This window comes from Castellaniella sp. (assembly GCF_047971665.1).
GTDB lineage: Bacteria > Pseudomonadota > Gammaproteobacteria > Burkholderiales > Burkholderiaceae_B > Castellaniella.
In genome coordinates this window covers 44,732-70,237 of record NZ_JBKEAA010000013.1, presented here as the reverse complement: position 1 = coordinate 70,237, position 25,506 = coordinate 44,732, and the positions used below count along the sequence as shown (strand labels likewise).

Here is a 25,506-nt window from a genome sequence, read left to right as displayed (position 1 = left end):
CCAGGCATCACTCGTCGCGCTGCTGGTCGAGCTTGGCCTTCAGCAGGGCACCCAGGTTGGTGGTGCCCGAGGAGGCGCTGGCTTCTGTCATGCGCTGAATGGTTTCGGCCGTTTCTGCGTTGTCACGCGCCTTGATCGACAGCTGGATCGAACGCGCCTTGCGATCGATGTTGATGATCATGGCTTCGACCTGATCGCCGGCATGCAGCACCGTGGTGGCATCCTCGACACGGCCAGCGGAGATTTCCGAGGCGCGCAGGTAGCCTTCGACGTCCACGGACAGCGTCACGACGGCGCCCTTGGGTTCAACGGATTTCACGGTACCCGACAGGACGGCGCCCTTGTCGTAGGTGGACACGAAATTGTTGAACGGATCGCCTTCGAGCTGTTTGATGCCCAGGGAAATGCGTTCCTTCTCGGTGTCGATACCCAGCACCACGGCGTCGATCTCGTCGCCCTTCTTGAAGTTGCGCACTGCCTCTTCGCCGGTTTCGGACCAGGAGATGTCGGACAGGTGCACCAGACCGTCGATGCCGCCGGGCAGGCCGACGAACACACCGAAATCGGTGATCGACTTGATGGCGCCGTGGACCTTGTCACCACGCTTGAAGTTGGAAGCGAAATCCTCCCAGGGATTCGGGCGGCATTGCTTCATGCCCAGCGAGATGCGGCGACGGTCCTCGTCGATTTCCAGGACCATGACCTCGACTTCCTCACCCAGGGTGACGACCTTGCGCGGATCGACGTTCTTGTTGGTCCAGTCCATTTCGGAGACGTGCACCAGACCCTCGATGCCGGCTTCGACTTCCACGAACGCACCGTAGTCGGTCAGGTTGGTGACCTTGCCGAACAGGCGGGTGCCTTGCGGGTAGCGGCGGCCCAGGCCGATCCAGGGATCTTCGCCCAGTTGCTTGACGCCCAGTGAGACGCGGGATTTTTCCTGATCGAACTTGAGAACCTTGGCTTCGATTTCCTGACCCACCTGCAGCACTTCGGACGGGTGGCGGACACGACGCCAGGCCATGTCGGTGATGTGCAGCAGACCGTCGATACCGCCCAGGTCCACGAACGCACCGTAGTCGGTGATGTTCTTGACGATGCCCTTGACGATGGCGCCTTCGTGCAGGGTTTCGAGCAGCTTTTCGCGTTCCTCGCCCATGCTGGCCTCGAGCACCGCGCGGCGCGACAGCACGACGTTGTTGCGCTTGCGATCGAGCTTGATGACCTTGAATTCGAGGGTCTTGCCTTCGTAGGGGGTGGTGTCCTTGACGGGACGCAGGTCGACCAGCGAACCCGGCAGGAATGCGCGGATGCCATTGGTCATGACCGTCAGACCGCCCTTGACCTTGCCGGTGATGGTGCCGTTGACAAGCTCGCCGGACTCCAGTGCCTGTTCGAGCTGCAGCCAGGCCGACAGGCGCTTGGCGCGATCACGCGACAGGATGGTGTCGCCATAGCCGTTTTCCAGGGAATCAATGGCCACGGAGACGAAATCGCCCCCCTGCACTTCCAGGTCGCCCTGATCATTCAGGAATTCGTCGAGAGGAATGTAGGCCTCGGACTTGAGGCCGGCGTTGACCACCACGAAATTGTGGTCGACGCGCACGACTTCGGCGGAGATGACCTCGCCGGAGCGCATATTCTGATCCTTGATGCTGGCAGCAAACAGATCGGCAAAGCTTTCACCGCCCAGGGCGGCTTCAGTGGTAAGGGTGGACATGAACGATAGATCCATACGCCCCGAGGGGCAATCATGACACGCCGGACAAAATGCCCGGCGGAGTGAAAAACATCCTGTCCGACAAAGGCTGCGCCGTCAGCGACGCCTCGTCAGGCAGGCCCGCGTGCGGACCAGAGGTCCAACACTTGTCGCACCACGTCATCGATCCCCTGACGGGACGAATCCATGGTGATGGCATCCGCCGCCGCGACAAGCGGCGCATGCGCTCGACCCCGGTCTCGCGCATCGCGATCCCGAAGGTCTTGCAAAAGACTTGCTAGATTAGCAGAAAAACCCTTGTCCTTCAACTGCTTATAGCGCCGTTGCGCACGCACTTCGACAGCCGCATCGAGAAATATTTTCAGTGGCGCATCGGGAAAGACCACGGTCCCCATGTCGCGCCCATCCGCCACCAGACCGGGGAGGCGGCAGAAATCCCGCTGGCGCGCCATCAACGCCTCGCGCACCGCCGGCCAGGCGGCCACGCGCGAAGCCAGGTTGCCGACGACCTCCTGGCGGATCAGGTGGCCGACGTCCTCGCCATCCATGTAGATGGCCTCCGGCTCGAAGCGCACATCCAGATTCCGGGCCAGGCGGGCCGCCTGCGCCTCATCGGTGCCATCCCCGCCTTCCCGCAGGACAGCCAGCGCGGTCAGCCGGTAGAGCGCGCCACTGTCCAGCACGCGCCACCCCAGGATCTGAGCCACCCGCTGGGCGATCGTTCCCTTGCCCGAGGCCGTCGGGCCATCGATGGTGATGACCGGCGCAGACCGCAAGGAGACGTCATTACCAGAAAATTCGGCGCGCATGGAGGATTCCTTTCTTCGATGAGTGGCCCGCCATTCAGGGGCCTGGACGGCCGGCCGCTCAATCGGTTTCGAGCAGGCGGCGAAAGTCCGTGAAATAGTCGGGATAGGTCTTGCTGACGCAGCCCGGATCCAGGATGGTGACCGGCACGGGCCCGAACGCCGCCAGGGAAAAGCACATCGCCATGCGATGATCGTCGTACGTCCGGATTTCGGCGGGACGCCAGTCGGCGGCCGGCAAGGGATGCACGGTCAGGCTGTCCGCATCGGATTGCACACGCGCGCCCAGCCGGGACAGCTCGGCATGCATGGCGGCGATGCGATCGGTTTCCTTGACCCGCCAGCTGGCGATATTGCGCAGCCGGCAAGGGCCATCGGCATACAAGGCCAGCACGGCCGCAGTCATGGCGGCGTCGGGAATCAGGTTGAAGTCCCGGTCAAAGGCCTTCAAGCGCTCGCCCATGGCCACCGCGCGGCCCCGCACCACCAGGGCATCGGACTCGCGCTCGACCTGCGCGCCCATGGCCTCGACCACCTCGGCGAAAGCCACATCGCCCTGGATGCTGTCACCGCCGACGCCCTCGATGCGGATCGGGCCGCCCGCCAGAGCGCCCAGCCCCAGGAAATACGAGGCGGACGAGGCATCGCCCTCAATCCGGTAGCGCCCCGGACTCTGGTAGCATGCGTCGGCCGGAATGATGAACCGGGCCCACCCCTCGCGCCGCACATGCACGCCAAAGCGCGCCATCAGGTTCAGGGTGATCAGAATGTAGGGCTTGGAGATCAGCGGGCCATCCAGTTCGAGGACCACATCATGTCCGGTCCGACACGCCGCGATCGGAGCCGCCAGCAGCAGGGCCGTCAGAAACTGGCTGGACACGGCGCCACGCACCCGCACGGCCCGACGCGCATCCAGGCGGCCCAGGCCGATCCGCAGCGGCGGATATCCGTCCTGACCCTCGTAATCGATCTCGCAGCCCAGCCCGCGCAGCGCCTGGACCAGATCGCCGATGGGCCGCTCATGCATGCGCGGTACGCCCGACAGGCGGTACTCGCCGCCCATCACCGCCAGGGCGGCCGTCAGCGGCCGGAAGGCGGTGCCCGCGTTACCCAGGAACAGATCAGCCTGCTTTTGCGGCCAGTCGGTAGCGCCGGCCAGACGCACCTGACCGGCGCCGGTCTCGCGCAAATCCAGACCCAGGGCTTGCAATGCCGCGCGCATGACCCTCGTATCGTCGGAATCCAGCAGCCCTTCCAGATCGGTCGTTCCGCCTGCCAGCGCGGCCAGCAGCAGGACACGATTGGAAATGCTTTTGGAGCCCGGCAGCGTCACCGTGCCGCGCGCAGATACAGCGGGTGTCAGGCACAGGGAGGATTCACGCACGTCGGCATGGGTCGTGTTCATTGCATCTGACTCCTGCCGCCCCAGAAACGGCGGGCAAGTGCGGCCTGATCGAGCAGGGATTCAAGTGTCGCGGCGTCGGCATCGCCCTCGAGCGTTGCCCGCAGCTGGCGCAGCACCTGGTCGAAATCATCCAGTTCGCGCAGCACTGCGGCGCGGTTGGAAAGAAAGATGTCGCGCCAGACCTCGGCCGAGCCTGCGGCAATCCGGGTGAAATCCCGGAATCCGGTCCCAGCCAGACTGAGTCGCGTATCGGCATCCTCGGCCCGGATGATCTGCGCCATGTAGGCGGCCGCCAGAAAATGCGGCACATGACTGACGGCTGCCAGTGCCCGGTCATGCGCTTCGGGCGTCATCAGCGCAATGCGCGCGCCGCAGGCCTCCCAGATCCGGATCAGGCGATGCTGCAGCAGGCCCGGCGTATCCTCGAACGGCGTCAGCACGATCTTGCGGCCGTGGTACAGCATGGGATCAGCCGCCTCGGGGCCCGTCATTTCCGATCCGGCAATGGGGTGGCCAGGGATGAATTGCACATGCCGGTCGCCCAGGAGATCCTGCGCCAGACGCGCCACATCGACCTTGGTGCTGCCGGCGTCGGTCATCAGGGTATCCGGCCGCAGGACGGGCTCGAGGTCGCGCAGGATCGGCGCCATGGCACCCACCGGCGTCGCGAGAAAAATCAGATCGGCCTGGGCCGCCGCCTGGTGCAGGTCGGCGATCTCGTCGATCAGACCCAGGTCGCGCGCACGGCGCAGCGAAGCCGGATGGCGGCCGACCCCCAGGACCCGGCCCGCCTGCCCCACCCGACGCAAGGCTGCCGCAAACGACCCGCCGATCAGTCCGGTGCCGACCACGGCCAGCACCGGGACGAGCGGGGCGCCCCAGGCAGCGCCTTCGCCTTGGGGGCGGCCCGGCGGCGGAAGGGATGCCCCAGGATCGCTCATGCCTGCAAGACGGATTTCAGGGCATCGAGCAGCCGGGTGTTTTCCCCGGGCAGCCCGATGCTGACACGCAGGTGTTCGGGCAGGCCGTCGCCGGCGACAGGCCGCACTATGACCCCCTGGCGCAGGAGTTGATCGTTCACACGGGCGGCATCGCCCACGCGCACCAGCACGAAATTCGTATGACTGGGGACGTAATCCAGCCCGAGGGCGGCAAAGCCTTCCTGCAGTTGCGCGCGGCCGGTCTTGTTCAGCGCATAGGTCTGCGCCAGAAAATCCGTATCGTCCAGGGCGACGCGCGCGGCGATCTGGGCCAGGATATTGACGTTGAAGGGCTGTCGCACCCGATTGAGCAGATCGGTCAATGCCGGCTGCGCCAGTGCGTAGCCGACCCGCAGCCCGGCCAGGCCATAGGCCTTGGAAAAGGTGCGGGTGACGATCAGGTTGGGAAACTCACGCACCCACCGCGTACTGTCGACCCGCTCATCGGGATCCAGGTACTCGTCATACGCCTCGTCCAGCAACACGGTCACACGGTCCGCATGCCGTTCCCGGACGGACTCCAGGAAGGCCCGCACGCGCGCGCCGGGCACATGCGTACCGGTGGGATTGTTCGGGTTGGCGATGAAGACCAGCCGCGTATCGTCCGCGATCGCCTCCAGCATGGCGTCCAGGTCATGACCGTAATCCCGGGCCGGAACCATCAGGTGGCGGGCCCCCCGCGCCTGCGTGCTGAGACGATAGACCACGAACGCATGCTGCGCGTAGACGGCCGACGTGCCTTCATCGAGGAGCGCCAGGGAAGCGAGCTCCAGCAGATCGTTGGAGCCGTTGCCCAGTGTGACCCAGCTGGCCGGCACCTGATGCCGCATCGCCAGGCTCGCTTTCAGATCGAACCCGTTGGCGTCCGGATAGCGACCATGCAGGGCATCAACGGCCTCGCCAAGCGCGGCCCGCACCCGACCGGAACATCCGAGCGGATTCTCGTTGGAGGCGAGCTTGACGATGCCTGCCGGGTCCAGTCCGTATTCGCGGGCGAGCTCCTCGATCGGCTTGCCAGCCTGATAGGGCGCGATGGCCCGGATATGGGCGGGGGCGGGAATGTCTGTCATGGAAACGCTCCTCATTGCCGGGGATAGGACCCCAGCACCTTGAAGAAAGCGACCTGCTGGCGCAGCTCGGCCAGAGCCAGTGCGACAGGCTCATCATCCCGATGACCCAGCAGATCAACGTAGAAATAGTATTCCCACTGCCCCGTCCGCGCGGGGCGCGACTCGAAACGCGTCATGGAGACGCCGTGACGCGACAACGGCGCCAGCATGTCGTAGACGGCGCCAGCACGGTTCGGCACGGCCAGCACCAGGCTTGTCTTGTCACGACCGGTCGGCCCGGCATCCCGCGGCCCGACAGCCACGAAGCGGGTCTGGTTCTGTGGATCGTCCTGAATTCCGCTGGCCACAGTGCTCAGCCCCCAGGCCGCCGCCGCCGCCTCTCCGGCTATCGCCGCGCAGGCTGGGTCCTCCGCCGCCATGCGCGCGGCCTGGGCGTTGCTGGCCACCGGCAGGCGTTCCAGTTCCGGGTGGTTGCGACTGAGCCAGGCCTGGCACTGGGCCAGGGCCTGGGGATGGCCCAGGACCCGGGTGACACCCTCGAGTCCGCCGGTCAGGGTGAGCAGATTGTGATGGATGCGGATGGTGCGCTCGCCCAGCACCTTGAGGGAGGAATTCAGCAACAAATCCAGACTGCGATTGACGGCGCCCTCGGTGGAGTTTTCCACCGGAATCATGCCGACATCCGCCTGCCCGGCCTCGACGGCACGGAACACCTCGTCGAAGGACTCGCAGCGCAGGCTGGTGATGGCATGACCGAAATGCTCGTAGGCCGCCTCTTCGGAGAACGACCCCTGGGGCCCGAGGAAAGCGGCCGTCAGCACGCTTTCCAGGCTGCGACAGGTCGAGATGATCTGACGCCAGATCGCGGCGACCGCCTCTTCCGGGATCGGCCCGCCATTGTCCGCTTGCAAACGGCGGATGATCAGGGCCTCACGCTCGGGCTTGAGAATCGGCCCGGCCGCATCGAAGGCCATCTTGACCTCGCCGACCTCGAGCGCCGCGCGGGCGCGCTGATTGAGCAGATCCAGAATCTGCGTATCCAGCGCATCGATGCGCTGGCGCAGAGGGTCCAGCCGGGACTGAAGGGTGTCATCCGCCATGACGGGCCTCGAAATCCTTGAGGAACTCGATCAGGGCCCGCACGCCTTCCAGGGGCATGGCGTTGTACAGCGAAGCCCGCATACCGCCCACCGCCTTGTGGCCCTTCAGGGCCAGCAGCCCCGCAGCCTCGGATTCTGCCAGAAAGGCGGCGTTCAGGGATTCGTCGCGCAAAAAGAACGGCACGTTGACGCGCGAGCGGTTGTCCGGCGCGATGCGGTTCTCGTAAAACGAGGAACGGTCCAGATAATCGTACAGCGCGCGCGACTTCTGTTCGCAGGCCGCATCCATGGCGGCCACACCGCCCTGGCGCAACAGCCACTTGAAGACCAGACCCGCCATATAGATCGCGTAGGTCGGTGGCGTATTGAACATGGACTGGGCGCCGGCCACATTGGCGTAGTCGAATACGGAAGGACAAGACGGCAACGCATGCCCCATCAGGTCCTTGCGCACGAAAGTCAGCGTCACCCCGGCCGGGCCGGCGTTCTTTTGCGCCCCGGCATAGACCATGCCCAGCCGCGAGAAATCGATCGGCCGGGTCAGGATGTTGGAGGACATGTCGGCCACCAGCGGCACGTCGGACGCTCCCAGGGCCGCCATGTCGGGCATGACCGCCTGCTCGACCCCGCCGATGGTCTCGTTGGCGCACAGATGCAGATAGGCGGCATCGCGGCGGACCCGCCATTGGTCTTGCTCGGGCAGCCAGCACCAGGCGTCATAACGGCGGCCGCCGATGTCGATGGCTGACTCGGCCGTGGCAGCCACGGCGATATCGCCATACCGCGCCGCCTCGTTGCAGGATTTACGCGCCCAGTGACCACTCAATATGTAGTCCGCCCTGTCCAGACCGGCACGGCCGATCAGATTCAACGGCACGATGGCATTCTGCGCCGAAGCGCCGCCCTGCATGAAAAGCACCTCGAAATCGTCCGGCACGGCAAGCAGCGCGCGCAGGTCGGCCTCGGCCTCGTCGCGGATGCGGCTGTAGTGCTTGCCGCGGTGGCTCATTTCCATGACCGAAGTGCCGCTGCCGTTCCAGTCGCACATTTCGGCGGCGGCCTGCTGCAGGACCTCGAGCGGCAGCGTGGAGGGGCCCGCCGCAAAGTTCCAGGGGCGGCTCATGGCTCCCGCTCCGCATCGGGTTGCGCGCCGGACGGCTGATCCGCCGGCGGCGCTCCGTCATCCGCAGCCTGTTCGCCAGCCGCGGCGTCTTCGTCGGTCTCGTCGGCATCGCTTTCAGCGACACGGCGCACGCCGGACAGCTGGCTGTCCTCGTCCACGTTGATCAGCGTGACGCCCTGCGTGGCGCGGCCCATCTCGCGGATCTCGGAAACCCGCGTGCGCACCAGCACCCCGCTGGTGGTGATCAGCATGATCTCGTCCTCGGGCTGCACCAGCACGGCGCTGACGACCTTGCCATTGCGCGCCGAGGTCTGAATGGCGATCATGCCCTTGGTCCCGCGGCCATGCCGCGTGTACTCGGCGATGGACGTGCGCTTGCCGTAGCCGTTCTCAGTGGCCGTCAGCACGCTCTGGGACTCGTCTTCGGCCACCAGCAGCGCAATGACGGTCTGGCCTTCTTCCAGCGACATGCCGCGCACACCGCGCGCGGTGCGGCCCATCGGGCGCACGTCGTTTTCGTCGAAACGCACCGCCTTGCCCGCATCCGAGAACAGCATCACGTCATGCTCGCCATCGGTCAGTTCGGCGCCGATCAGGAAATCGCCCTCGTCCAGGCCGACCGCGATGATCCCGGCCTTGCGGGGATTGGAGAAATCCGACAGCGGGGTCTTCTTGACCGTGCCGCGCGAGGTGGCCATGAAGACGTAATGGTCGTCGGAGAAAGCCTTGACCGACAGCACTACCGTGATGGTCTCGCCATCGACCAGCGGGAACATGTTCACGAGGGGGCGGCCCCGCGAATTGCGCGACCCCTGGGGCACCTCCCAGACCTTGAGCCAGTAGACGCGACCCCGGTCCGAGAAGCACAACAGATAGTTGTGCGTATTGGCGATGAAGAGCTGGTCGATCCAGTCGTCTTCCTTGGTGGCCGTGGCCTGCTTGCCGCGACCGCCGCGTTTCTGTGAGCGATATTCCGACAAAGGCTGGCTCTTGATGTAGCCACTGCGCGACAGCGTCACCACCATGTCCATGGGGGTGATGAGATCCTCGGTCTCGAGTTCGGTGGCGTTGTATTCGATTTCCGAGCGGCGCCGGTCATTGCTGGCGTTGGAAAACTCGGTACGGATCGCCTGCAACTCGTCACCGATGATCGCCGTGACTCGCTCCGGGCGGGCCAGGATATCGAGCAGATCGGCGATGGTGTCCATGATCTCGCGGTATTCGCCGACGATCTTGTCCTGCTCCAGTCCGGTCAGGCGCTGCAGGCGCATGTTGAGGATTTCCTGGGCCTGGACCTCGGACAGCCGGTACTCGCCGTCGGCCTGCAGGCCGTAATGCGTATCCAGGCCTTCCGGACGGTAGGCCGCCCGCCCGCCCGAGGCGACGTTGGCGTCGGCGCGTTCGAGCATCTCGCGCACCAGGGAGGAATCCCAGCTGCGGTCCATCAGGGCCTGGCGCGCCACCGGCGGGGTGGGCGCCGCCTTGATGATGGCGATGAAGTCATCGATGTTGGCCAGCGCCACGGCCAGGCCTTCGAGCACATGACCGCGTTCACGCGCCTTGCGCAGCTGGAAAATGGTGCGGCGGGTGACGACTTCCCGGCGATGCCGCAGGAAATACTCCACCATCTGCTTCAGGTTCAGCAGGCGCGGCTGGCCATCGACCAGCGCGACCATGTTCATGCCGAAGGTTTCCTGCAGCTGGGTGTTCTTGTAGAGGTTGTTCAGGACGACCTCGGGGACCTCGCCGCGCTTGAGCTCGATGACCAGACGCATGCCGTCCTTGTCGGACTCGTCGCGGATGTCGGAGATGCCCTCGATCTTTTTCTCGTTGACCAGCTCGGCGATGCGTTCCTGGAGGGATTTCTTGTTCACCTGATAGGGAATGGCATCAACGATGATGGCCTGGCGGTTGCCGCGTTCCATGTCCTCGAAATGGACCTTGGCCCGCATGACCACCCGCCCGCGTCCGGTGCGATAACCCTCGCGCACACCGGTCATGCCGTAAATGATGCCGCCGGTGGGGAAATCCGGCGCGGGGATCCGCTCGATCAATTCGTCGACAGTGCAATCGGGATTGCGCAGGCAGTACAGACAGCCCTCGACGACCTCGGAGAGGTTGTGCGGCGGGATATTGGTCGCCATGCCCACCGCGATCCCGGCGCTGCCGTTGACCAACAGGTTCGGCAGGCGCGACGGCAGCAGCAGCGGCTCCTGTTCGCTGCCGTCATAATTGGGCCCGAAATCCACGGTTTCCTGGTCGATGTCGGCCAGCAGTTCGTGAGCGATCTTCGAGAGGCGGACCTCGGTATAACGCATGGCCGCCGCATTGTCGCCATCGATCGAGCCGAAATTGCCCTGGCCGTCGACCAGCATGTAGCGCAGCGAGAAATCCTGCGCCATGCGCACGATGGTGTCGTAGACCGCCGAATCGCCATGGGGGTGATATTTACCGATCACGTCACCGACGATACGCGCTGATTTTTTATACGCGCGGTTCCAGTCGTTATTCAGCTCGTGCATGGCGAACAGCACCCGCCGATGCACGGGCTTGAGGCCGTCGCGCACATCCGGCAGTGCGCGCCCCACGATCACGCTCATGGCGTAATCCAGGTAGCTGCGCCGCATTTCGTCTTCGAGCGAAATGGGCAGGGTCTCTTTAGCGAAAGAATCCATGACGTATCCGAAAAAACCTTTCAGGCTTGAATGACTGGACCGCATGGCGCCCGGCACGACGGATCGCAAATCCTCACCCCGCTCCGCTGCGCACATCCGGCGCAGCCAAGGAGGATGACCCGTTTTACCTGACACCCAGGCCAATCAGTGATTCTATCATTCGCTCTACATCCCTGGACTGACGCCCCGACGGAACACGCCGATGGACCACGCACATCCCGGATACCCCCCTGAAACCCCTCGAATGTTGCAAAAAGCCGACAGCAATCCCCAGCGACCCCTATAAAACAGGCCCATAAAGCGCACGAAAGGATTTGTGCTTAACCCGGCGAAGGAAATGCCTTAAGATTTCGCCTAACACGCATGAAACCCAGCGCAACTCAGAGTATTCCAGCTCGACATTGCTATACTGGAAGCGTTCTTTCTATATGCGGCGGGGGTTCGCTGCGGTCACTTTCAAGCATCATGCTCAAACGAGGAGAAACATGAACAAACCCTCCAAAATCGCTATTGGACTCGCCATTGCTGCCATGGCTGCCGTCGGCACCGCCTCGGCTTCCGACAACTGGACCAATGTGGACGGTCATGTCTGGAAAGACGCAAGTGGCCAGAACTGCTGGCGTGATGCCTTCTGGACGCCCGCCACTGCTGCCCAAGGTTGCGGTGCCGTTGCCGAAGCCCCTGTCGTGGCTCCGACCGCCAGCAAGGTCGTCCTGAACGCCGACACCTTCTTTGACTTCGACAAAGCCACGCTGAAGCCCGAAGGCCGTCAAGTGCTGGATCAAGTCGCTCAACAAGCGGGTTCGATCAACCTGGAAACGGTCATCGCAACCGGCCATACCGACTCCATCGGTGCCCAGGCTTACAACCAAAAGCTGTCTGAGCGCCGCGCCAGCACGGTCAAGCAATACCTGATCAGCAAGGGTGTTCCCGCCGATCGCATCTACGCCGAAGGCAAGGGCGAACTGCAACCTGTCGCGTCCAACAAGACTCGTCAGGGCCGCGCCCAGAACCGTCGCGTGGAAATCGAAATCGTCGGTACCCGCAAGTAATCCTGCAGGTCATCCGATGCCGCCGCACCCCGTGTGCGGCGGCTACAATAGGGCTCCGTTGAACGGAGCCCTATTCATTTCTGGTTTCATCTGGAGCCCGCCCCATGCACGCAGACAACGCCGACCCGGCGGAACTCAACAAATTCAGCGCATTCGCCTCCAGCTGGTGGGATCCCCAGGGTGAACTGAAGACCCTGCACGACATCAACCCGTTGCGCCTGGACTGGATCCGCGCCCAGGCCGGTTCGCTGCAGGGCCTGCAGGCTCTGGACGTCGGCTGCGGCGGCGGCCTGCTGGCCGAGGCCATGGCCGCCGAAGACGCCCAGGTCACCGGCATCGACCTGGCCAAGCAATCTCTCCAGATCGCGCGCCTGCACGGTCATGAGTCGGGAATCAAGGTCCAATACGAATGCGCCAGCGCCGAGGACTACGCGCAGCAGCAGGCGGGGCAATTCGATCTTGTCACCTGCATGGAGCTGCTGGAACACGTACCCGACCCGGCCTCGGTCGTCAGCGCCTGCGCCCAACTGGTCCGCCCCGGCGGCCTGGTGTGTTTTTCCACGCTGAATCGCAATCCAAAATCCTTTCTGCTGGCGATCGTCGCCGCCGAATACCTCATGCGCATGCTGCCCCGGGGGACACACAGCTACGAACATTTCATCACCCCCAGCGAGCTGGCGGCCGCTGCGCGCTCTGCCGGACTGGAGGTCGTCGGACTGTCCGGCATGGGCTACCAGCCACTGACCCGGCGCTACAGCCTGACACCGGACACCGGCGTCAATTACCTGATGGCCGCACGGCGCCCGGCATGAGCACGATGCACCACCTCGTCCTGTTCGATTTCGACGGCACGCTGGCCGACACGGCGCCGGATCTGGCCGCGGCCGCGAACCAGCAACGCCTGTATCGGGGCCTGCCCCCCCTGCCCTACGAGAACTTGCGACCGTATGCCTCCCATGGCGCGCGCGGCCTGCTCAAGGCTGCCCTGGATCTGGATGACCGGTCCGATGAATACGAGGCCGTCCGTCAGCGTTTCCTGCACGATTACGCCCAGGCCATGCTGGTGCATACCAAGCTGTTCCCCGGCATTCCTGAACTGCTGGACCAGCTGGGTGAGCACAAGTACGGCTGGGGCATCGTCACCAACAAGATCGAATCGCTGGCGCTGCCCATCGTGCGCCATCTGGGCTTGCAGGATCGCTGCCTCGTGACGGTGGGCGGCGATACCACCCCTCACACCAAGCCGCATCCGGAACCGCTGCGGCATGCCGCCCGCCAGGCCGGCTTCGCCCCCGAACACTGCATCTACATTGGCGACGACGCGCGCGACATCGCGGCCGGTCTGGCGGCGGGCATGGCGACCGTGGCCGTCGCCTACGGCTACTGCTCGCTCGACGACCCGACCCGCTGGGGCGCCGATGCCCTTGCCAGCACACCGGCGGAACTCTGGCCGTTGATCCAGCGCTGGTCTGGCGGCGGGCTGATCCGATCGGCGTAGGCGCGTCTGCGCCGGCCGGCGCACGGCTCAGATCATCGGCAGAAAGGACGGCCGACCGTCAGGCCCTAGTGCAAGGTGCCGCCGCCTCCGACGTCCTCGTCCGAGGCCCCATCATCGGCATCGTATTCATCGACCCGGAGGTCCGGCGAGCCCATCACGGCCTCCCAGCTGCGCTGCGGCAGATAAGTCTGCAAGCGTACGACGGCCTGACGGATCAAGGCATCATGGAGCTCATGGCCCACATTCGAGGCCATGTCCAATGTGGCATCCCCGCCCAGGTCGGCCAGGTGTCCATGGACCTGACGCGCCTGATCGACCGGAGCCGTGCGGTCTGCCGCGCCGTGCAGCAGATGCAGGGTGGTCAATGCGGGGGCAACCAGCGGCAGCGTGGCGAAGCGGGTGGAAAACAGCAGCGCCCTGCCCGCCAGCCCCGCCTGCGCGCAGACAGCCTCCAGCGCCACGGCGGCGCCTTCGGAAAATCCCGCCAGCGCCGTCTGCTGGCCGTCCAGGCCATAGCGGCGCTGCAAGGCGCGCACCTCGCCCGCCAGAACAAGTCCTGCTTCGGCCACCAGATCCACATAGGTTTCCGCATCCGGGGCCTCACGCGCAATCCAGCGTCGGGCTGCACCGATGCCGAACGGCCCGTGAGGCTGGACGATCAATGCCTGGGGAAAAGCCTGGCGAATCGCCGCCACCAATTCCAGCACCTGATCCGGCGCGGCGGACTCGCCGTGCAGCACGACGAAAAGCTGCGCGGGCGGGCCCGCGGACGGTTCGATGATCAGGGGAGCAGGATGTGAATCAGGCATGAGAACACGGAAAATCAGAGATTCTCTAGTGTAACTGCCTAGCCCGCGAATCCCCCGGCATCCAGGAACTGCTGTTCCTCGGGGGTCGTCGCACGGCCGAGCGCGCGGTTGCGGTGCGGAAACCGCCCGAATCGCCGCACAATGTCGCGATGCTCGATCGCCCAGCTCAGAGAGCCCGGCACCTCGCGGGTGTACAGGGCGACGGACGCCTCCTGAACCGCCAGATCCTCGGCATGCATGAACGGCAGGCAGACGAAGCCCCGCAGCTCGGGATCGATCAGGTCCAGAAAGACGAGCGCACGCCGGGCACAGGCAAGGGCCAGACCATCCGTGGCGAACATGTGCCCGGTGCCCCGGAACGCATTGCGAGGGTACTGATCCAGCAGCAGGATCAAGGCCAGGGCCGATTCAGGCTGATCCAGCCAATCGTCCAGCTCGCCGCGGGCCGCAGCAAAATGCGCATCCCGGAATCGATCGCGGAACGCGGCATCGAAGGCGTCGTCCTTGGAAAACCAGCGGCGGGGCCCCGCCTCGCGCCAGAACGACAGCACGGCACGCGCCGCCTCGGGCAACGCGCCGGACATTGAAGTGGCATCAGATGACATGGAAAGCCTCGGAAATCGATGAGATACCCTACGGTACATCGTTCCCTCTACAATCACATGACCCTCCCTTGCTGCCAGGTCCGCCATGTCCCTGTCCAACGACTTCGCCCCTACCGGCACCCTGCGTGCCTCGATCAACCTGGGCAATCCCCTGCTGGCCCGACGCGACACAGACAGCGGCGAGGTCTGCGGCGTGTCCGTGGATCTCGCCGGCGCGCTCGCGCGGGAGCTCGACGTGCCGCTGGAACTCGTGGTGTTCGACAAGGCCATGCAGTCCGTCGAAGCCGTCACCACCGGGGCGGCCGACATCGGCTTCTTTGCCATCGACCCCAAACGCGGCGAAGGCATCGCCTTCACCCCGCCTTATGTACTCATCGAAGGGGCCTATCTGGTCCGGATGGATGCTCCGCTGCACGACAATACCGAGGTCGACCAGCCCGGCCATCGCGTCGTGGTTGGCCAGGGCAGCGCCTATGATCTGTATCTCAGTCGCCATCTGCAGCAGGCCGAGATCGTGCGGGCGGAAAACTCTCAACGCGTGGTGGATGACTTCCTGGCGGGCGGCCAGGAGGTCGCCGCAGGGGTGCGCCAGCAACTCCAGGCCGACGCGGACCGGGTCGGCGGCGTGCGGCTGCTGCCGGGCCGGTTCATGGTGATCGAACAAGCCATGGGCCTGGCCCGATCACGCCCGGCGCATGCGGCCACCGCGCTGACCGACTTTGTCGAACGCTGCAAGGCGTCCGGCCTCGTGGCCCAGGCACTGACGCGCCACGGCATCCAGGGCGCCTCGGTCGCCCCCGCCCTCACCGCGTCCTGAGGCGCCCGGCGGCCCACCGCCACGGACCCGGGGCATCGCCCCGAGGCTTGCCGTCGCCGATCGCCGAGATGTCGCCTCGCGGCTTACCTCCGCCGGTCCCGCCAATGGCGGTACCAGCCATAGCCGCTCAGCAGCACGACGCCCAGCACCACCAACAACGTGCCGCCCAGAAAACCCGCCCCCAATGGCTCATCCAGCAGCCAGGCGCCCAGCATGACGCCGAACAGCGGCGTCAGAAAGGAAAACACCCCCAGGCGGGAGGCGAGGTATTTGCGCAGCAGCCAGAACCAGGTCAGATAACTGAGGAACGCGACGAACACGGACTGAAAGGCCAGGCTGGCCCAGACCATCGGCGTCATGCGGACTGTCGTCTGCCCCATCAGGAACGACACTGCCAACAGCCATGCCGCGCCCACCACCAGTTGATAGAGCAGCGTCTGGCTGGCAGGCAGCGCGGCCATCCGCGTCACCCGGACCACCACGGTGGTGGCGCCCCAGGCCGCCCCGCCCAACAAGGCCAGCAGATCGCCCCACAGCATGGAGGTATCGGCCGCCCGGGCGCCGGCATCACGCCACAAAAACGCCAGCGCCACGCCACCAAATGCGAGGGCCACGCCCAGCCACTGGACGGACGCCAGCCGTTCATCGGGGAGTTTCCAGTGCAGTCCCAAGGCCGCGAAAATCGGCGCCGTATACAACAGCACCACAACATGACCGGCCGAAGTATGCCGCAGGCTTTCGCCGACCAGCACAAATTCCAGTGCGTACAGCGTGCCGGCCAGCAGCCCCGGACGCCACAGATCCAGGACGCCGCTCAGGCGCTCGCCGGACCAGACCATGAACAGAATCACCAGCACCCCGCCCACCGCGCTGCGCACAGCGATCTGGAACATGGGCGCAAAATCCAGGGCCGTCGCCTTGAGCACGATCTGCTGCATGGCCCAGATCAGACACAGCACCAGCATCAGACCGGAGGCCAGACCATCCATGGGCAGACGGGATTCCATGCGAATCACCTGGAAATGAAAAGCTGTCATTGTAGGCCTGTCCCGCGCTGCCGGCCTGCCTGACTCCAGGCAACTCGCACCCGGCAACTCGCGCCCGGCGACATGCCCCCCGCGCAACACGCCACCCAGCGACACGCGCCCGATTCCCGGCCGCCCGTCCCGGACTTTCCTGGTTACGCTCGGCGCGCGGGTTTATGATGATTCCGAACCCGATTTCAGGAGACCCGCACCATGGATTCCCCAATGTACCCCCAACTCACCCCTGAACTGGCCAAGCGGCGCGCCGAACTTGCCCCCGAGGCCCTGTCTGCGTTCAAGGCCTTCAGCAAGGCCGTCTTTGCCCCCGGCGCGCTGGATGCGAAAACCAAGCAACTGATCGCCGTGGCCGTGGCCCACGTCACCCAGTGCCCCTATTGCATCAAAGGTCACACCGAAGGCGCGGCGCGCGCGGGCGCATCCGATGCGGAGGTCATGGAAGCCATCTGGGTCGCGGCCGAGATGCGGGCGGGCGGCGCCTACGCCCATTCCGCCCTGGCGCTGCAAACCCTGACAGACCTGCCAGGGCACAAACAGACCTGATCATGGATCGCGCCTCATGGGCGCCACGCGCCGCCGCGATTCCAGCGCGCCAGCGGCGCCCCCCTCGTCTCGTCTCTCCAGGAAACGCACATGCCTGACCTGTTCGACCCGCTTCAGCTCGGCGATCTGTTGCTGCCCAACCGCATCATCATGGCCCCCCTGACCCGCTGCCGCGCCGAGCCCGGGCGCATTCCCGGTGAACTGATGGTCGAATACTACCGACAACGCGCCAGCGCCGGCCTGATCATCAGCGAGGCGACCGCCGTCACCCCGATGGGCGTCGGCTACCCGGACACACCCGGCATCTGGTCCGACGATCAGGTCCGGGGCTGGCAGAAAGTCACCTCCGCCGTGCATGAGACAGGCGGACGGATCATCCTGCAACTCTGGCACGTGGGCCGCATTTCCGATCCGCTGTACTTGAGCGGCGTAACGCCGGTCGCGCCCAGCGCCCTCCAGCCCGCCGGAACCGTCAGTCTAGTGAGGCCCAGGAAAGCCTACGTCACGCCTCGCGCGCTGGACATCGAGGAAATCCCCGGTCTCATCCAGGCCTACCGGCAAGGCGCGGAAAACGCCCGGACAGCGGGTTTCGATGGCGTGGAAATCCACGCCGCCAACGGTTACCTGCTCGACCAATTCCTGCAGAGCGGCGCCAATCAGCGCACGGACGCCTACGGCGGCTCCATCGAGAACCGGGTCCGGCTGCTGCTGGAGATCACGGATGCAATCCTCGAGACCTGGATGCCCGGGCGCGTCGGCGTCCATCTGTCGCCGCGAGGCGACAGCCATGACATGGGCGATGCGCAACCCCGCGAGACCTTTGGTACGGTGACCGAGGCCCTGGGGCGACGCGGCATCGCTTTCCTCTGCCTGCGCGAACATGACGGTCCGGACAGTCTGGCACCGATGATGCGGGAGGCATTTCCGGGACAGTTCATCATCAACGAAGGGCTCGACCAGGACCAGGCATCACGCAAACTGGCGCAAGGCCACGCAGACGCGGCAGCATTTGGCCGGCTGTTCATCGCCAATCCCGACCTGCCGGCCCGATTCATGCAGCGCGCCGCGCTGAACACGCCCCGGCGTGAACTGTTCTACGCCTCCGGGCCCGAAGGCTATACCGACTATTCCGCCCTCGATCAGTGCCAGGCGCCAGCCTGACGATACGAAGATCGCCGCGCTCGCTGTAGATGAAAATCGACGGCCTCTTCCCGGAGGATTTGCGCGGCTCCACCTCTTGGGTCGGGGGGTGGAACACTACCCTGAGATCATGCTGTTCCAGAACATGAGGGCGGCGATGGCGGATTTTTGCGGTAATGTTGAACAGAGGCCGGCTAGCCAAGATGTGGGCCCGTTCTATGCTAGAATTCCACGCTTGACCGCAGTCATACTAGGAGAGGTGGCAGAGTGGTCGAATGTACCTGACTCGAAATCAGGCGTACGGTAACCCCGTACCGTGGGTTCGAATCCCACCCTCTCCGCCACTTCGGAACAAAACGGGGGATGTCGGTTACCACCGGTTTCCCTCCCTTTGTCGCCATCAGTGTCCGCAGCAGGGTGTGGCTCTACCCCATTAACTGGGGATAGGCATTCATCAGACACGGTTGATGACACCGTTCCAACCGCATTGAGCCAAGACCCTCATGCGGTAATTCTCAAAATTCCTGAAGCCGTAGGCCCTACGCAAGAGCATCTCCATCTTGGTGTGGAATCCTTCGGTGATTCCATTGGGTTTGGAGGTTCGAACTGAGCGATCAGGGCTCTTGTGACCTTCGGGATCGTGCTGCTGCCAGAGCTTGAGGAAATGCCCCAGGAAGCACGGCTGCATTGATCAAAACCATGGAACCGCCTATAGTGAACTAAGCATCAGACGCAGCAGGAGGTCCGCCATGAACATCCAAGCCCTGCAATTCGTGCTCGACGTCGACGGCAACGGCTCGGTTGCCGGATGGGAGATCATTGGCGCCCTGAAATGGGCCTTCACCTTGCCCGGTCGCTTGCTGGTCGAGGGCCTGGGCAATATCCCGCCCATCGCCGACACCTTCGACATCCAGGCCTCGGCCGCAACCGGCTACGACAGCCTTCACAGCCTGTTGGCAACAATCCTGACGCTGTTGTTCTGGATAGGATGCCTGCTTCTGATCACACGCAGCGGCACCCATCGGTCGGGCCGATCTGCCGCCACAGACGCGGAGGCATCGAATCAGACCGGCATGCGGCGTTATCGAGGCCCGAAGACCCACAAAACATGAGCCTGGCGAGGCCGGCATGCATCTCAGCCAGATCCCGCGTCTGACCGCTCAGGCCCGGATCGCCTCCAGCCCCCCCATGTAGGGGCGCAGCACAGACGGAATCGCAATGCTGCCATCGGCCTGCTGGTAGTTTTCCAGCACCGCCACCAGGGCGCGTCCCACGGCCAGCCCCGACCCATTCAGGGTATGCAGGTATTCCGGCTTGGCCTTGGAGCCCTCGGGGCGAAAGCGCCCCTGCAGACGTCGCGCCTGGAAATCCAGGCAGTTCGACACAGATGAGATTTCGCGCCAGGTATTCTGCGCCGGCAGCCAGACCTCCAGATCGTAGGTCTTGGCTGATCCGAAGCCCATATCGCCCGCGCACAGCAGCACGGTGCGGTACGGCAGGCCCAGCGCCTGCAGGACATGCTCGGCGTGACCGACCATCTCATCGAGCACCTGCCAGGATTGGTCCGGATGCACAATCTGCACCATCTCGACCTTGTCGAATTGGTGCTGGCGGATCAGGCCGCGCAGGTCGCGTCCGCCACTGCCCGCCTCGGAGCGGAAGCACGGTGTATGCGCGGTCAGCCGCAACGGCAGCTCCTGCGCATCCAGAATGCGGTCCCGCACCGTCCCGGTCAGGGGGATTTCCGCAGTGGAAATCAGGTACAGATCCTCGACCGGATCCTCGTCGTCCGGTGTGCTGCCCTGACCGCCCTTGGTCACCCAGAACATGTCGTCCTTGAACTTGGGCAACTGGCCGGTACCGTACAAGGTAGCGCCATTGACGATGTAAGGCGTATAGCATTCCTGGTAACCGTGCTCGCCGGTCTGCACATCCAGCATGAACTGCGCCAACGCGCGGTGCAGGCGGGCGATGGGGCCTCGCAACATCATGAAGCGCGCGCCCACCAACGACCGGGCCGACTCGAAATCCAGCCCGAAAGGCTCGGCCAGGGCAACGTGATCGCGCGGTTCGAAACCCAGGCTGGCTGGATTGCCGTCCGCTCCGGCCGCGCCCGGCAGCCAGCGGCGGACCTCGATATTGTCGGCCTCGGAGGCGCCATCCGGCACGCTGTCGTCGGGCAAGTTGGGGAGGGTCATCAGCCAGGCGGACAATTCCTGCTGCACCGCGCCCAGATCCTGTTCCAGGGCCTTGAGCCGGTCGGGGATGGCCTGGGATTCGGCCAGCACGGCCGAGGCGTCCTCGCCGCGCGACTTCAACTGGCCGATCTGCTTGGCGAGCGCATTGCGCCGCGCCTGCAGTTCTTCGGTCTGAACCTGGACGGCTTTGCGGCGGGCCTCCAGAGCGTGATAACGGTCCGTATCAAAGGCCAGGCCGCGCCGGGCAAGCGCCCGCACGACGCGATCCAGGTCCTTGCGCAGCAGATTGGTGTCGAGCATGTCGAAATAACGAAGATTCGTGAAAAGAGCTATTGTATTCAATCCCCATCCTGTCGCGGCTGCGTCATGCAACGGACGGGATGAGGCATCTCTCAGGAAAGGAGCCTTCTCATGGCGAAAGTACTGGTGCTCTACCACTCGACCTACGGTCACATCGAAACCCTGGCCCAGGCCATTGCCGAAGGCGCCCGATCCGCGGGGGCCACGGTCGACATCAAACGTGTGCCGGAACTGGTTCCTGAGGAAATCGCCCGCAAATCGGGCTACAAACTCGACCAGTCCGCGCCCGTGGCGCAGGTCAAGGAACTGGCCGACTACGATGCCATTCTGATCGGCTGCGGCACCCGTTTCGGCCGCATGTGCTCACAAATGGCGAATTTTCTGGACCAGGCGGGCGGTCTGTGGGCCAGCGGCCAGTTGAATGGCAAGGTAGGGGCCGCATTCACCAGCACAGCGACACAGCATGGCGGCCAGGAAACCACGCTGTTTTCGATCATCTCGAACATGCTGCATTTCGGCTTCGTCGTCGTGGGCCTGCCCTATAGCTTCCAGGGTCAGATGCGCCTGGACGAAGTCACTGGCGGAGCGCCCTATGGCGCATCCACCATCGCCGGAGGCGACGGCTCACGCAAACCATCGGCCAACGAACAGGACGGCGCGCGTTTTCAGGGCCGGCACGTGGCGGAAATCGCGTGCAAGCTGTTCGGATGATCCGTCAGCGGTAGACGGACAAGACGTCCAGGACGTCGGGCGACCACAGATGGAAAGCCGCCGTCGGACACGCCCCGGAGAGTGGCTGCCGGATGCGCTCAGCCCAGCGGTTCGAAACGGCTGGTGAAGAATCGCAGCAATTTGGGTTCGTAGACCATCTTCATGCCCTTGAGGTCGCGACGGTGACGATACAGCGCCTCGCAGGCCCGGGCCACGATGTCCAGGTGCGCGTAGGTGTACACGCGGCGGGGAATCGTCAGACGCACCAGTTCCAGCTTGGGCCGATGATGATCGCCCGTCTCCTGGTTGCGGCCGGCGGACACGATGCCTCGCTCCATGCTGCGCACGCCGCTTTCCAGGTAAAGCTGGGCCGCCAGCGTCTGCGCCGGGAATACTTCCTGGGGCAGATGATCGAGGAACGCACGGGCGTCCAGGAACACCGCGTGTCCTCCCACCGGCCTGACGATGGGGATGCCGGCCGCGACCAGCTGGTCGGCGAGATAGCGGCACTGACCGATCCGATGCTGGATGTAGTGATAGTCCACCGACTCCTCGATTCCCCGGGCCATCGCCTCCATATCGCGTCCGGCCAGCCCGCCATAGCTGGGCATGCCCTCGAACAGCACGACGAGTTCGGTCGCCCGCTGATAGAGCTGGTCATCGTTCATGCACAGGAAACCTCCGATGTTGACGAGGCAATCCTTCTTGCCGCTCATGGTGCAGCCATCGGCGTAGCTCATCATTTCCTTGAGAATTTCAGCGATCGTGCGCGTGGCGTATTCCGGCTCACGCTCCTTGATGAAGTAGGCGTTCTCCACGCAACGGGTGGCGTCGAACATCACCTGGATGCCATACGCCTCGCACAGGCGCTTGACGGCGCGCAGATTGTCCATGCTGACCGGCTGCCCCCCCGCCAGGTTCACCGTCACGGCCACACAGACGTAGGGGATCCGGTCCGCGCCGACCTCGTCGATCAGACGCTGCAGCTTTGCCAGGTCGATATTGCCCTTGAATGGCAATTCGATCTGCGGATCGTGCGCCCCGTCGATGATGATGTCCACGAATTTCGCGCCATTCAGTTCCTGGTGCGCGCGCGTGGTGGTGAAATACATGTTCCCTGGCACGTAATCTCCAGGCTTGATACACAGGCGCGACAACAGGTTCTCGGCGCCCCGCCCCTGATGGGTCGGCACGATATGCTTGAAGCCATAGTAGCGGCGGACCACCTCCTGCAGATGGATGAAATTGCGGCTGCCGGCATAGGCCTCGTCCCCCAGCATCATGCCCGCCCACTGGTTGTCGCTCATGGCGGTCGTGCCGCTATCGGTCAGCAAATCGATATAGCATTGATCCGAGCGCAGCAGGAACGTGTTGTATCCCGCCTCGGCGATGAACCGCGCCCGCTGCTCGCGGGTCGTGACGGCGATCGGTTCGACCATCTTGATCTTGTAAGGTTCGGCCGTGTAAATCGTATCCATCGGTATTGCCTCCTTTAAAGGGTCGGGTCTCATGAAAAGAGCTCAAGGGCCGGGGGATGGACCCTGCGCATAGGCCACCAGTCCGGCCGAGTCAGCGACCCGGATTCCATGTGTCGTTTCGTCCAGCAGGCCCGCCCGCCGCAGCAGGCCGATGGCATTGCTGACGGTGACCCGATGCAGTCCCAGCATCTCCGCGATCTCCCTATGGGAAACAGGCAGGCTGGCAGACCGGTGCAGCCGGTCCAGACCGTACAGCAGCCGGGCCACCCGCTGGGGACCGTTCAGAAAGACGGCATCCTCCACCTGAGACGAACCGATATAGGATTTGGCCGCGATATTGACCAGCAGCTGCCGGCTCAGGGCCGGGTGTTTCTCGAACAGATCCCGCATGATCACCGACGCGGGAAATTCATGAGCCTCGACCCGTTCCAGGGCGCTGATTTCATGCCGATAGGGCTTGCCGCTCAACAGGGCGGCTTCGCCCAGCACGCTGCCAGCGCCCTGGAGCCACAAGGTGCGCTGTACGCCCTCCTGGCTGACGGCGGACACCTTGATCAGCCCGGAACGGATCAGGAAAACGCTGTGCGCGGGATCACCCGGGTCTCGAATCCGCTCGCCGCGCGTCCACACGATACGGCGCCCCAGAGGCAACACCTCGTCCCAGATGGAGAGGTTATCGAACACGACCCAAGGCACATCGATAGATGCTTCGAATTCTTTTGTTTTTGAAATCACCCCTCACTCCATCCGCATGCTGACGAATTATCTTTCCGTCATTGGATGAATACTAGCATTTACTATCTTCTGAAATCAGTAGCATGGACTACACGGCGCACGCATCCAGGGCTGACACGCTGCAAAAATGTCGAACAGGCTGTTCAGGTCAGCTGTCTGGTTGTGAGATTTTTCACTGGCAATGCATCCTGTTGCCGTCTCCAGGCCACAGCAGCCCGACCAGACACCAGTCCTGCCTGTATTTCTTCCTGCCTTCTTTCCTTGATCTTTTATTGAAGGGAACTTCACCCAGCAAAGGTCGCTCGACCTTGAACTCACACAAAGACATAAAAAAGAAGCATTCCCCAAGGTCTTTGCTGTTCCAGATCTTTAAAAATATTTAATTTTTCCAATTCAAAAGTTAAATTTTTAATAACTAAGTTAAATAATGTTAATTTTTTATGACTATACTTTACCAATTGCGGGTATCGATGTACATTAAACCTTGAAAATAAAAGTATGAAATTTGTAAAAGAGGCGTTCCCGAGATAGCCATCCATTTTTATACTGTTTTGAAGACAAACAAAATTAATATGGAATCCTTAACCCATACATTGTCTCCTAAAACAAAAGAAGCCCAGGAAAAAAATAATTTCAAGTCCTGGAATGAATTCATCGATCGACGGGTGCTTGGTGTTAAAATGGGAAACCCTTTAACCCGGTCTTATGATGGCAATATCGAACTATATGGCTTGGGCGGCGCCTCCATCATATTTGCTCAAGGCGAGCAATGCAATTCTCACAGAGGAACCGATGAAATAGCAAACCTGGGCAAAGAAAACCCTCGATTGCTGCTGGTGCGAACCAACGCGCCCACACATAGCAATCATGGCGGTCACGATGCGCAGTTGCTGGCAGGCGACCTGATTCTGATCGATTCCAAGCAAACCTATGACTGGGACAGTTCGCGGATCGACTGTACTATTTTTGCCATGTCGGATGCAATGGTGAGGGAATGGGGCTTCCCTCTTAAAAAATATGCAGGCCTTCGATTCTCGCAGGAACACGGATGGGCCCGTATATTGTCATACTACATGGCAGGAATAGAAGCAGCCTTGATGAAATCAATTCGTCAGACACCTGCATTGAGAGCTGCTTTTACTTCGTACCTTTTTTCCCTGATGATGAGGATGGTATTGGAAAAACCCGTATATACCGAGCAATCTGGTTTTCCAAACTCGCGATCCGACGGCGCCCGCCAGCATCTTTATCACCAAATGATGATCTGGATCCACGATAACTATAACGATCCCACCGCAACTGCCCAAAGCCTCGCAGAGGATTTTGAGATATCCGTCCGCTATGTGCACAAATTATTTTCCACATACTCGCCAGAAGGGCAGAGCTTTTTAAAACAACTTCAGAACGTACGTCTGAGACATGTCCTCGAGCGATTCCGGAATGAACAGGATATGAGATTCACAGTTGCCGAGATCGCGTGGGATTGCGGTTTCTCCGATGAGGGATCTTTAGCCAGGCTATTTAAAAAACGATATGGCTCTCCTCCAGGAGCCTATAGAAAACACTTGTATCGATAATCCATCATGGCGGCAAAGCGCCATCTGACGGATCAGGCTCCCCGACGCCATGAACAAACCCTCATGGAAATTCATCAAACTGAATGGATTTCGCCAGCCACAGGGGTAGCTGGCGTTGCCA

23 protein-coding genes, 1 tRNA gene and 1 pseudogene are annotated in these 25,506 nt (G+C 63.1%); 10 read left to right on the top strand and 15 right to left on the bottom strand.

Annotated features, from left to right (window positions below; all coding sequences use genetic code 11):
• Positions 1–7: 7 nt before the first annotated feature.
• The 8 genes from rpsA to gyrA form a co-directional block, all read right to left on the bottom strand.
• The gene (rpsA, locus tag ACK5JE_RS04460) at positions 8–1,720 is read right to left on the bottom strand and encodes a 30S ribosomal protein S1 (protein WP_416800495.1); all 1,713 of its coding nucleotides are present in this window, start codon (positions 1,718–1,720) and stop codon (positions 8–10) included.
• 110 nt (positions 1,721–1,830) lie between these two features.
• Complete coding sequence (gene cmk, locus ACK5JE_RS04455) at positions 1,831–2,529, bottom strand: (d)CMP kinase (protein ID WP_416800494.1); 699 nt, start codon at positions 2,527–2,529, stop codon at positions 1,831–1,833.
• A gap of 58 nt (positions 2,530–2,587) precedes the next feature.
• Entirely contained in the window at positions 2,588–3,931 is a 1,344-nt protein-coding gene (gene aroA, locus ACK5JE_RS04450; RefSeq protein WP_416800493.1) for a 3-phosphoshikimate 1-carboxyvinyltransferase, read from the bottom strand.
• Positions 3,928–4,872, bottom strand: coding sequence for a prephenate dehydrogenase (locus tag ACK5JE_RS04445; protein ID WP_416800492.1), 945 nt, complete (start codon positions 4,870–4,872; stop codon positions 3,928–3,930). The genes aroA and ACK5JE_RS04445 overlap by 4 nt, the downstream gene beginning before the upstream one ends.
• Complete coding sequence (gene hisC, locus ACK5JE_RS04440; RefSeq protein ID WP_416800491.1) at positions 4,869–5,981, bottom strand: histidinol-phosphate transaminase; 1,113 nt, start codon at positions 5,979–5,981, stop codon at positions 4,869–4,871. Before hisC ends, ACK5JE_RS04445 begins: the two co-directional genes overlap by 4 nt.
• A gap of 11 nt (positions 5,982–5,992) precedes the next feature.
• Positions 5,993–7,081, bottom strand: a complete 1,089-nt coding sequence (gene pheA / locus ACK5JE_RS04435; RefSeq protein WP_416800490.1) for a prephenate dehydratase — start codon at positions 7,079–7,081, stop codon at positions 5,993–5,995.
• Entirely contained in the window at positions 7,071–8,204 is a 1,134-nt protein-coding gene (gene serC, locus ACK5JE_RS04430) for a 3-phosphoserine/phosphohydroxythreonine transaminase (protein ID WP_416800489.1), read from the bottom strand. The genes pheA and serC overlap by 11 nt, the downstream gene beginning before the upstream one ends.
• Positions 8,201–10,879 carry a DNA gyrase subunit A gene (gene gyrA, locus ACK5JE_RS04425; RefSeq protein ID WP_416800488.1) on the bottom strand — a complete coding sequence of 893 codons (2,679 nt, stop codon included), beginning with the start codon at positions 10,877–10,879 and terminating at the stop codon, positions 8,201–8,203. The genes serC and gyrA overlap by 4 nt, the downstream gene beginning before the upstream one ends.
• Before the next feature lie 485 nt (positions 10,880–11,364).
• On the opposite strand from gyrA, the gene ompA reads away from it, so the two are divergent.
• From ompA to ACK5JE_RS04410, 3 genes are all read left to right on the top strand, one after another.
• Positions 11,365–11,931 (top strand): outer membrane protein OmpA, encoded by a 567-nt coding sequence (gene ompA, locus ACK5JE_RS04420; protein ID WP_416800487.1) that lies wholly within the window; start codon positions 11,365–11,367, stop codon positions 11,929–11,931.
• A gap of 104 nt (positions 11,932–12,035) precedes the next feature.
• On the top strand, positions 12,036–12,743 hold the full coding sequence (gene ubiG, locus ACK5JE_RS04415) for a bifunctional 2-polyprenyl-6-hydroxyphenol methylase/3-demethylubiquinol 3-O-methyltransferase UbiG (protein ID WP_416800486.1): 708 nt from the start codon (positions 12,036–12,038) through the stop codon (positions 12,741–12,743).
• Between the two features lie 5 nt (positions 12,744–12,748).
• Positions 12,749–13,429, top strand: a complete 681-nt coding sequence (locus ACK5JE_RS04410; RefSeq protein ID WP_416800535.1) for an HAD family hydrolase — start codon at positions 12,749–12,751, stop codon at positions 13,427–13,429.
• A gap of 65 nt (positions 13,430–13,494) precedes the next feature.
• Here ACK5JE_RS04410 and ypfH read toward each other — a convergent pair whose 3' ends face one another.
• Together ypfH and ACK5JE_RS04400 are read right to left on the bottom strand one after the other, a co-directional pair.
• Positions 13,495–14,238 carry an esterase gene (gene ypfH / locus ACK5JE_RS04405; RefSeq protein WP_416800485.1) on the bottom strand — a complete coding sequence of 248 codons (744 nt, stop codon included), beginning with the start codon at positions 14,236–14,238 and terminating at the stop codon, positions 13,495–13,497.
• 38 nt (positions 14,239–14,276) lie between these two features.
• Complete coding sequence (locus ACK5JE_RS04400) at positions 14,277–14,843, bottom strand: DUF924 family protein (protein ID WP_416800484.1); 567 nt, start codon at positions 14,841–14,843, stop codon at positions 14,277–14,279.
• 85 nt (positions 14,844–14,928) lie between these two features.
• Here ACK5JE_RS04400 and ACK5JE_RS04395 point away from each other — a divergent pair, with 85 nt between their 5' ends.
• Positions 14,929–15,660 carry an ABC transporter substrate-binding protein gene (locus ACK5JE_RS04395; RefSeq protein WP_416800483.1) on the top strand — a complete coding sequence of 244 codons (732 nt, stop codon included), beginning with the start codon at positions 14,929–14,931 and terminating at the stop codon, positions 15,658–15,660.
• An 83-nt stretch (positions 15,661–15,743) separates the two neighbouring features.
• On the opposite strand, the gene ACK5JE_RS04390 is transcribed toward ACK5JE_RS04395, so the two are convergent.
• Complete coding sequence (locus tag ACK5JE_RS04390) at positions 15,744–16,667, bottom strand: DMT family transporter (protein WP_416800482.1); 924 nt, start codon at positions 16,665–16,667, stop codon at positions 15,744–15,746.
• A gap of 231 nt (positions 16,668–16,898) precedes the next feature.
• Between ACK5JE_RS04390 and ACK5JE_RS04385 the strand changes: the two genes are divergently transcribed.
• The 3 genes from ACK5JE_RS04385 (at position 16,899) to ACK5JE_RS04375 (ending at position 18,730) form a co-directional block, all read left to right on the top strand.
• Entirely contained in the window at positions 16,899–17,246 is a 348-nt protein-coding gene (locus tag ACK5JE_RS04385; protein WP_416800481.1) for a carboxymuconolactone decarboxylase family protein, read from the top strand.
• 90 nt (positions 17,247–17,336) lie between these two features.
• Positions 17,337–18,407: an alkene reductase gene (locus ACK5JE_RS04380; protein ID WP_416800480.1), complete on the top strand. Its 1,071-nt coding sequence runs from the start codon at positions 17,337–17,339 to the stop codon at positions 18,405–18,407.
• A 232-nt stretch (positions 18,408–18,639) separates the two neighbouring features.
• A tRNA-Ser gene (locus ACK5JE_RS04375) sits at positions 18,640–18,730 on the top strand.
• Positions 18,731–18,840: 110 nt separating this feature from the next.
• Here ACK5JE_RS04375 and ACK5JE_RS04370 read toward each other — a convergent pair.
• Positions 18,841–18,999, bottom strand: a pseudogene (locus tag ACK5JE_RS04370) (transposase); the annotation flags it as partial.
• Between the two features lie 136 nt (positions 19,000–19,135).
• Between ACK5JE_RS04370 and ACK5JE_RS04365 the strand changes: the two are divergent.
• Positions 19,136–19,498, top strand: coding sequence for a hypothetical protein (locus ACK5JE_RS04365; protein WP_416800479.1), 363 nt, complete (start codon positions 19,136–19,138; stop codon positions 19,496–19,498).
• 48 nt (positions 19,499–19,546) lie between these two features.
• On the opposite strand, the gene serS is transcribed toward ACK5JE_RS04365, so the two are convergent.
• On the bottom strand, positions 19,547–20,884 hold the full coding sequence (gene serS / locus ACK5JE_RS04360) for a serine--tRNA ligase (protein WP_416800534.1): 1,338 nt from the start codon (positions 20,882–20,884) through the stop codon (positions 19,547–19,549).
• 111 nt (positions 20,885–20,995) lie between these two features.
• Here serS and wrbA point away from each other — a divergent pair, with 111 nt between their 5' ends.
• Positions 20,996–21,595, top strand: coding sequence for an NAD(P)H:quinone oxidoreductase (wrbA, locus tag ACK5JE_RS04355; protein WP_416800478.1), 600 nt, complete (start codon positions 20,996–20,998; stop codon positions 21,593–21,595).
• Positions 21,596–21,693: 98 nt separating this feature from the next.
• On the opposite strand, the gene ACK5JE_RS04350 is transcribed toward wrbA, so the two are convergent.
• On the bottom strand, positions 21,694–23,073 hold the full coding sequence (locus tag ACK5JE_RS04350) for a tyrosine phenol-lyase (protein WP_416800477.1): 1,380 nt from the start codon (positions 23,071–23,073) through the stop codon (positions 21,694–21,696).
• A 42-nt stretch (positions 23,074–23,115) separates the two neighbouring features.
• Positions 23,116–23,757 (bottom strand): Crp/Fnr family transcriptional regulator, encoded by a 642-nt coding sequence (locus ACK5JE_RS04345; RefSeq protein WP_416800476.1) that lies wholly within the window; start codon positions 23,755–23,757, stop codon positions 23,116–23,118.
• A gap of 623 nt (positions 23,758–24,380) precedes the next feature.
• On the opposite strand from ACK5JE_RS04345, the gene ACK5JE_RS04340 reads away from it, so the two are divergent.
• Positions 24,381–25,385, top strand: coding sequence for a helix-turn-helix domain-containing protein (locus tag ACK5JE_RS04340; protein WP_416800475.1), 1,005 nt, complete (start codon positions 24,381–24,383; stop codon positions 25,383–25,385).
• Positions 25,386–25,506: the final 121 nt, after the last annotated feature.

Excerpts from the sequence above, each read along its gene's own strand:
- cmk (WP_416800494.1), bottom strand. The coding sequence starts at position 2,529 with ATGCGCGCCGAATTTTCTGGTAATGACGTCTCCTTGCGGTCTGCGCCG.
- ACK5JE_RS04400 (WP_416800484.1), bottom strand. The coding sequence starts at position 14,843 with ATGTCATCTGATGCCACTTCAATGTCCGGCGCGTTGCCCGAGGCGGCG.
- ypfH (WP_416800485.1), bottom strand. The coding sequence starts at position 14,238 with ATGCCTGATTCACATCCTGCTCCCCTGATCATCGAACCGTCCGCGGGC.
- aroA (WP_416800493.1), bottom strand. The coding sequence starts at position 3,931 with ATGAACACGACCCATGCCGACGTGCGTGAATCCTCCCTGTGCCTGACA.
- ACK5JE_RS04340 (WP_416800475.1), top strand. The coding sequence starts at position 24,381 with ATGGAATCCTTAACCCATACATTGTCTCCTAAAACAAAAGAAGCCCAG.
- ACK5JE_RS04350 (WP_416800477.1), bottom strand. The coding sequence starts at position 23,073 with ATGGATACGATTTACACGGCCGAACCTTACAAGATCAAGATGGTCGAA.
- serC (WP_416800489.1), bottom strand. The coding sequence starts at position 8,204 with ATGAGCCGCCCCTGGAACTTTGCGGCGGGCCCCTCCACGCTGCCGCTC.
- ACK5JE_RS04395 (WP_416800483.1), top strand. The coding sequence starts at position 14,929 with ATGTCCCTGTCCAACGACTTCGCCCCTACCGGCACCCTGCGTGCCTCG.
- ACK5JE_RS04410 (WP_416800535.1), top strand. The coding sequence starts at position 12,749 with ATGCACCACCTCGTCCTGTTCGATTTCGACGGCACGCTGGCCGACACG.
- gyrA (WP_416800488.1), bottom strand. The coding sequence starts at position 10,879 with ATGGATTCTTTCGCTAAAGAGACCCTGCCCATTTCGCTCGAAGACGAA.
- ACK5JE_RS04390 (WP_416800482.1), bottom strand. The coding sequence starts at position 16,667 with ATGGAATCCCGTCTGCCCATGGATGGTCTGGCCTCCGGTCTGATGCTG.
- ACK5JE_RS04445 (WP_416800492.1), bottom strand. The coding sequence starts at position 4,872 with ATGAGCGATCCTGGGGCATCCCTTCCGCCGCCGGGCCGCCCCCAAGGC.
- ACK5JE_RS04380 (WP_416800480.1), top strand. The coding sequence starts at position 17,337 with ATGCCTGACCTGTTCGACCCGCTTCAGCTCGGCGATCTGTTGCTGCCC.
- ACK5JE_RS04365 (WP_416800479.1), top strand. The coding sequence starts at position 19,136 with ATGAACATCCAAGCCCTGCAATTCGTGCTCGACGTCGACGGCAACGGC.
- pheA (WP_416800490.1), bottom strand. The coding sequence starts at position 7,081 with ATGGCGGATGACACCCTTCAGTCCCGGCTGGACCCTCTGCGCCAGCGC.
- ACK5JE_RS04385 (WP_416800481.1), top strand. The coding sequence starts at position 16,899 with ATGGATTCCCCAATGTACCCCCAACTCACCCCTGAACTGGCCAAGCGG.
- serS (WP_416800534.1), bottom strand. The coding sequence starts at position 20,884 with ATGCTCGACACCAATCTGCTGCGCAAGGACCTGGATCGCGTCGTGCGG.
- ompA (WP_416800487.1), top strand. The coding sequence starts at position 11,365 with ATGAACAAACCCTCCAAAATCGCTATTGGACTCGCCATTGCTGCCATG.
- rpsA (WP_416800495.1), bottom strand. The coding sequence starts at position 1,720 with ATGTCCACCCTTACCACTGAAGCCGCCCTGGGCGGTGAAAGCTTTGCC.
- wrbA (WP_416800478.1), top strand. The coding sequence starts at position 20,996 with ATGGCGAAAGTACTGGTGCTCTACCACTCGACCTACGGTCACATCGAA.
- ubiG (WP_416800486.1), top strand. The coding sequence starts at position 12,036 with ATGCACGCAGACAACGCCGACCCGGCGGAACTCAACAAATTCAGCGCA.
- hisC (WP_416800491.1), bottom strand. The coding sequence starts at position 5,981 with ATGACAGACATTCCCGCCCCCGCCCATATCCGGGCCATCGCGCCCTAT.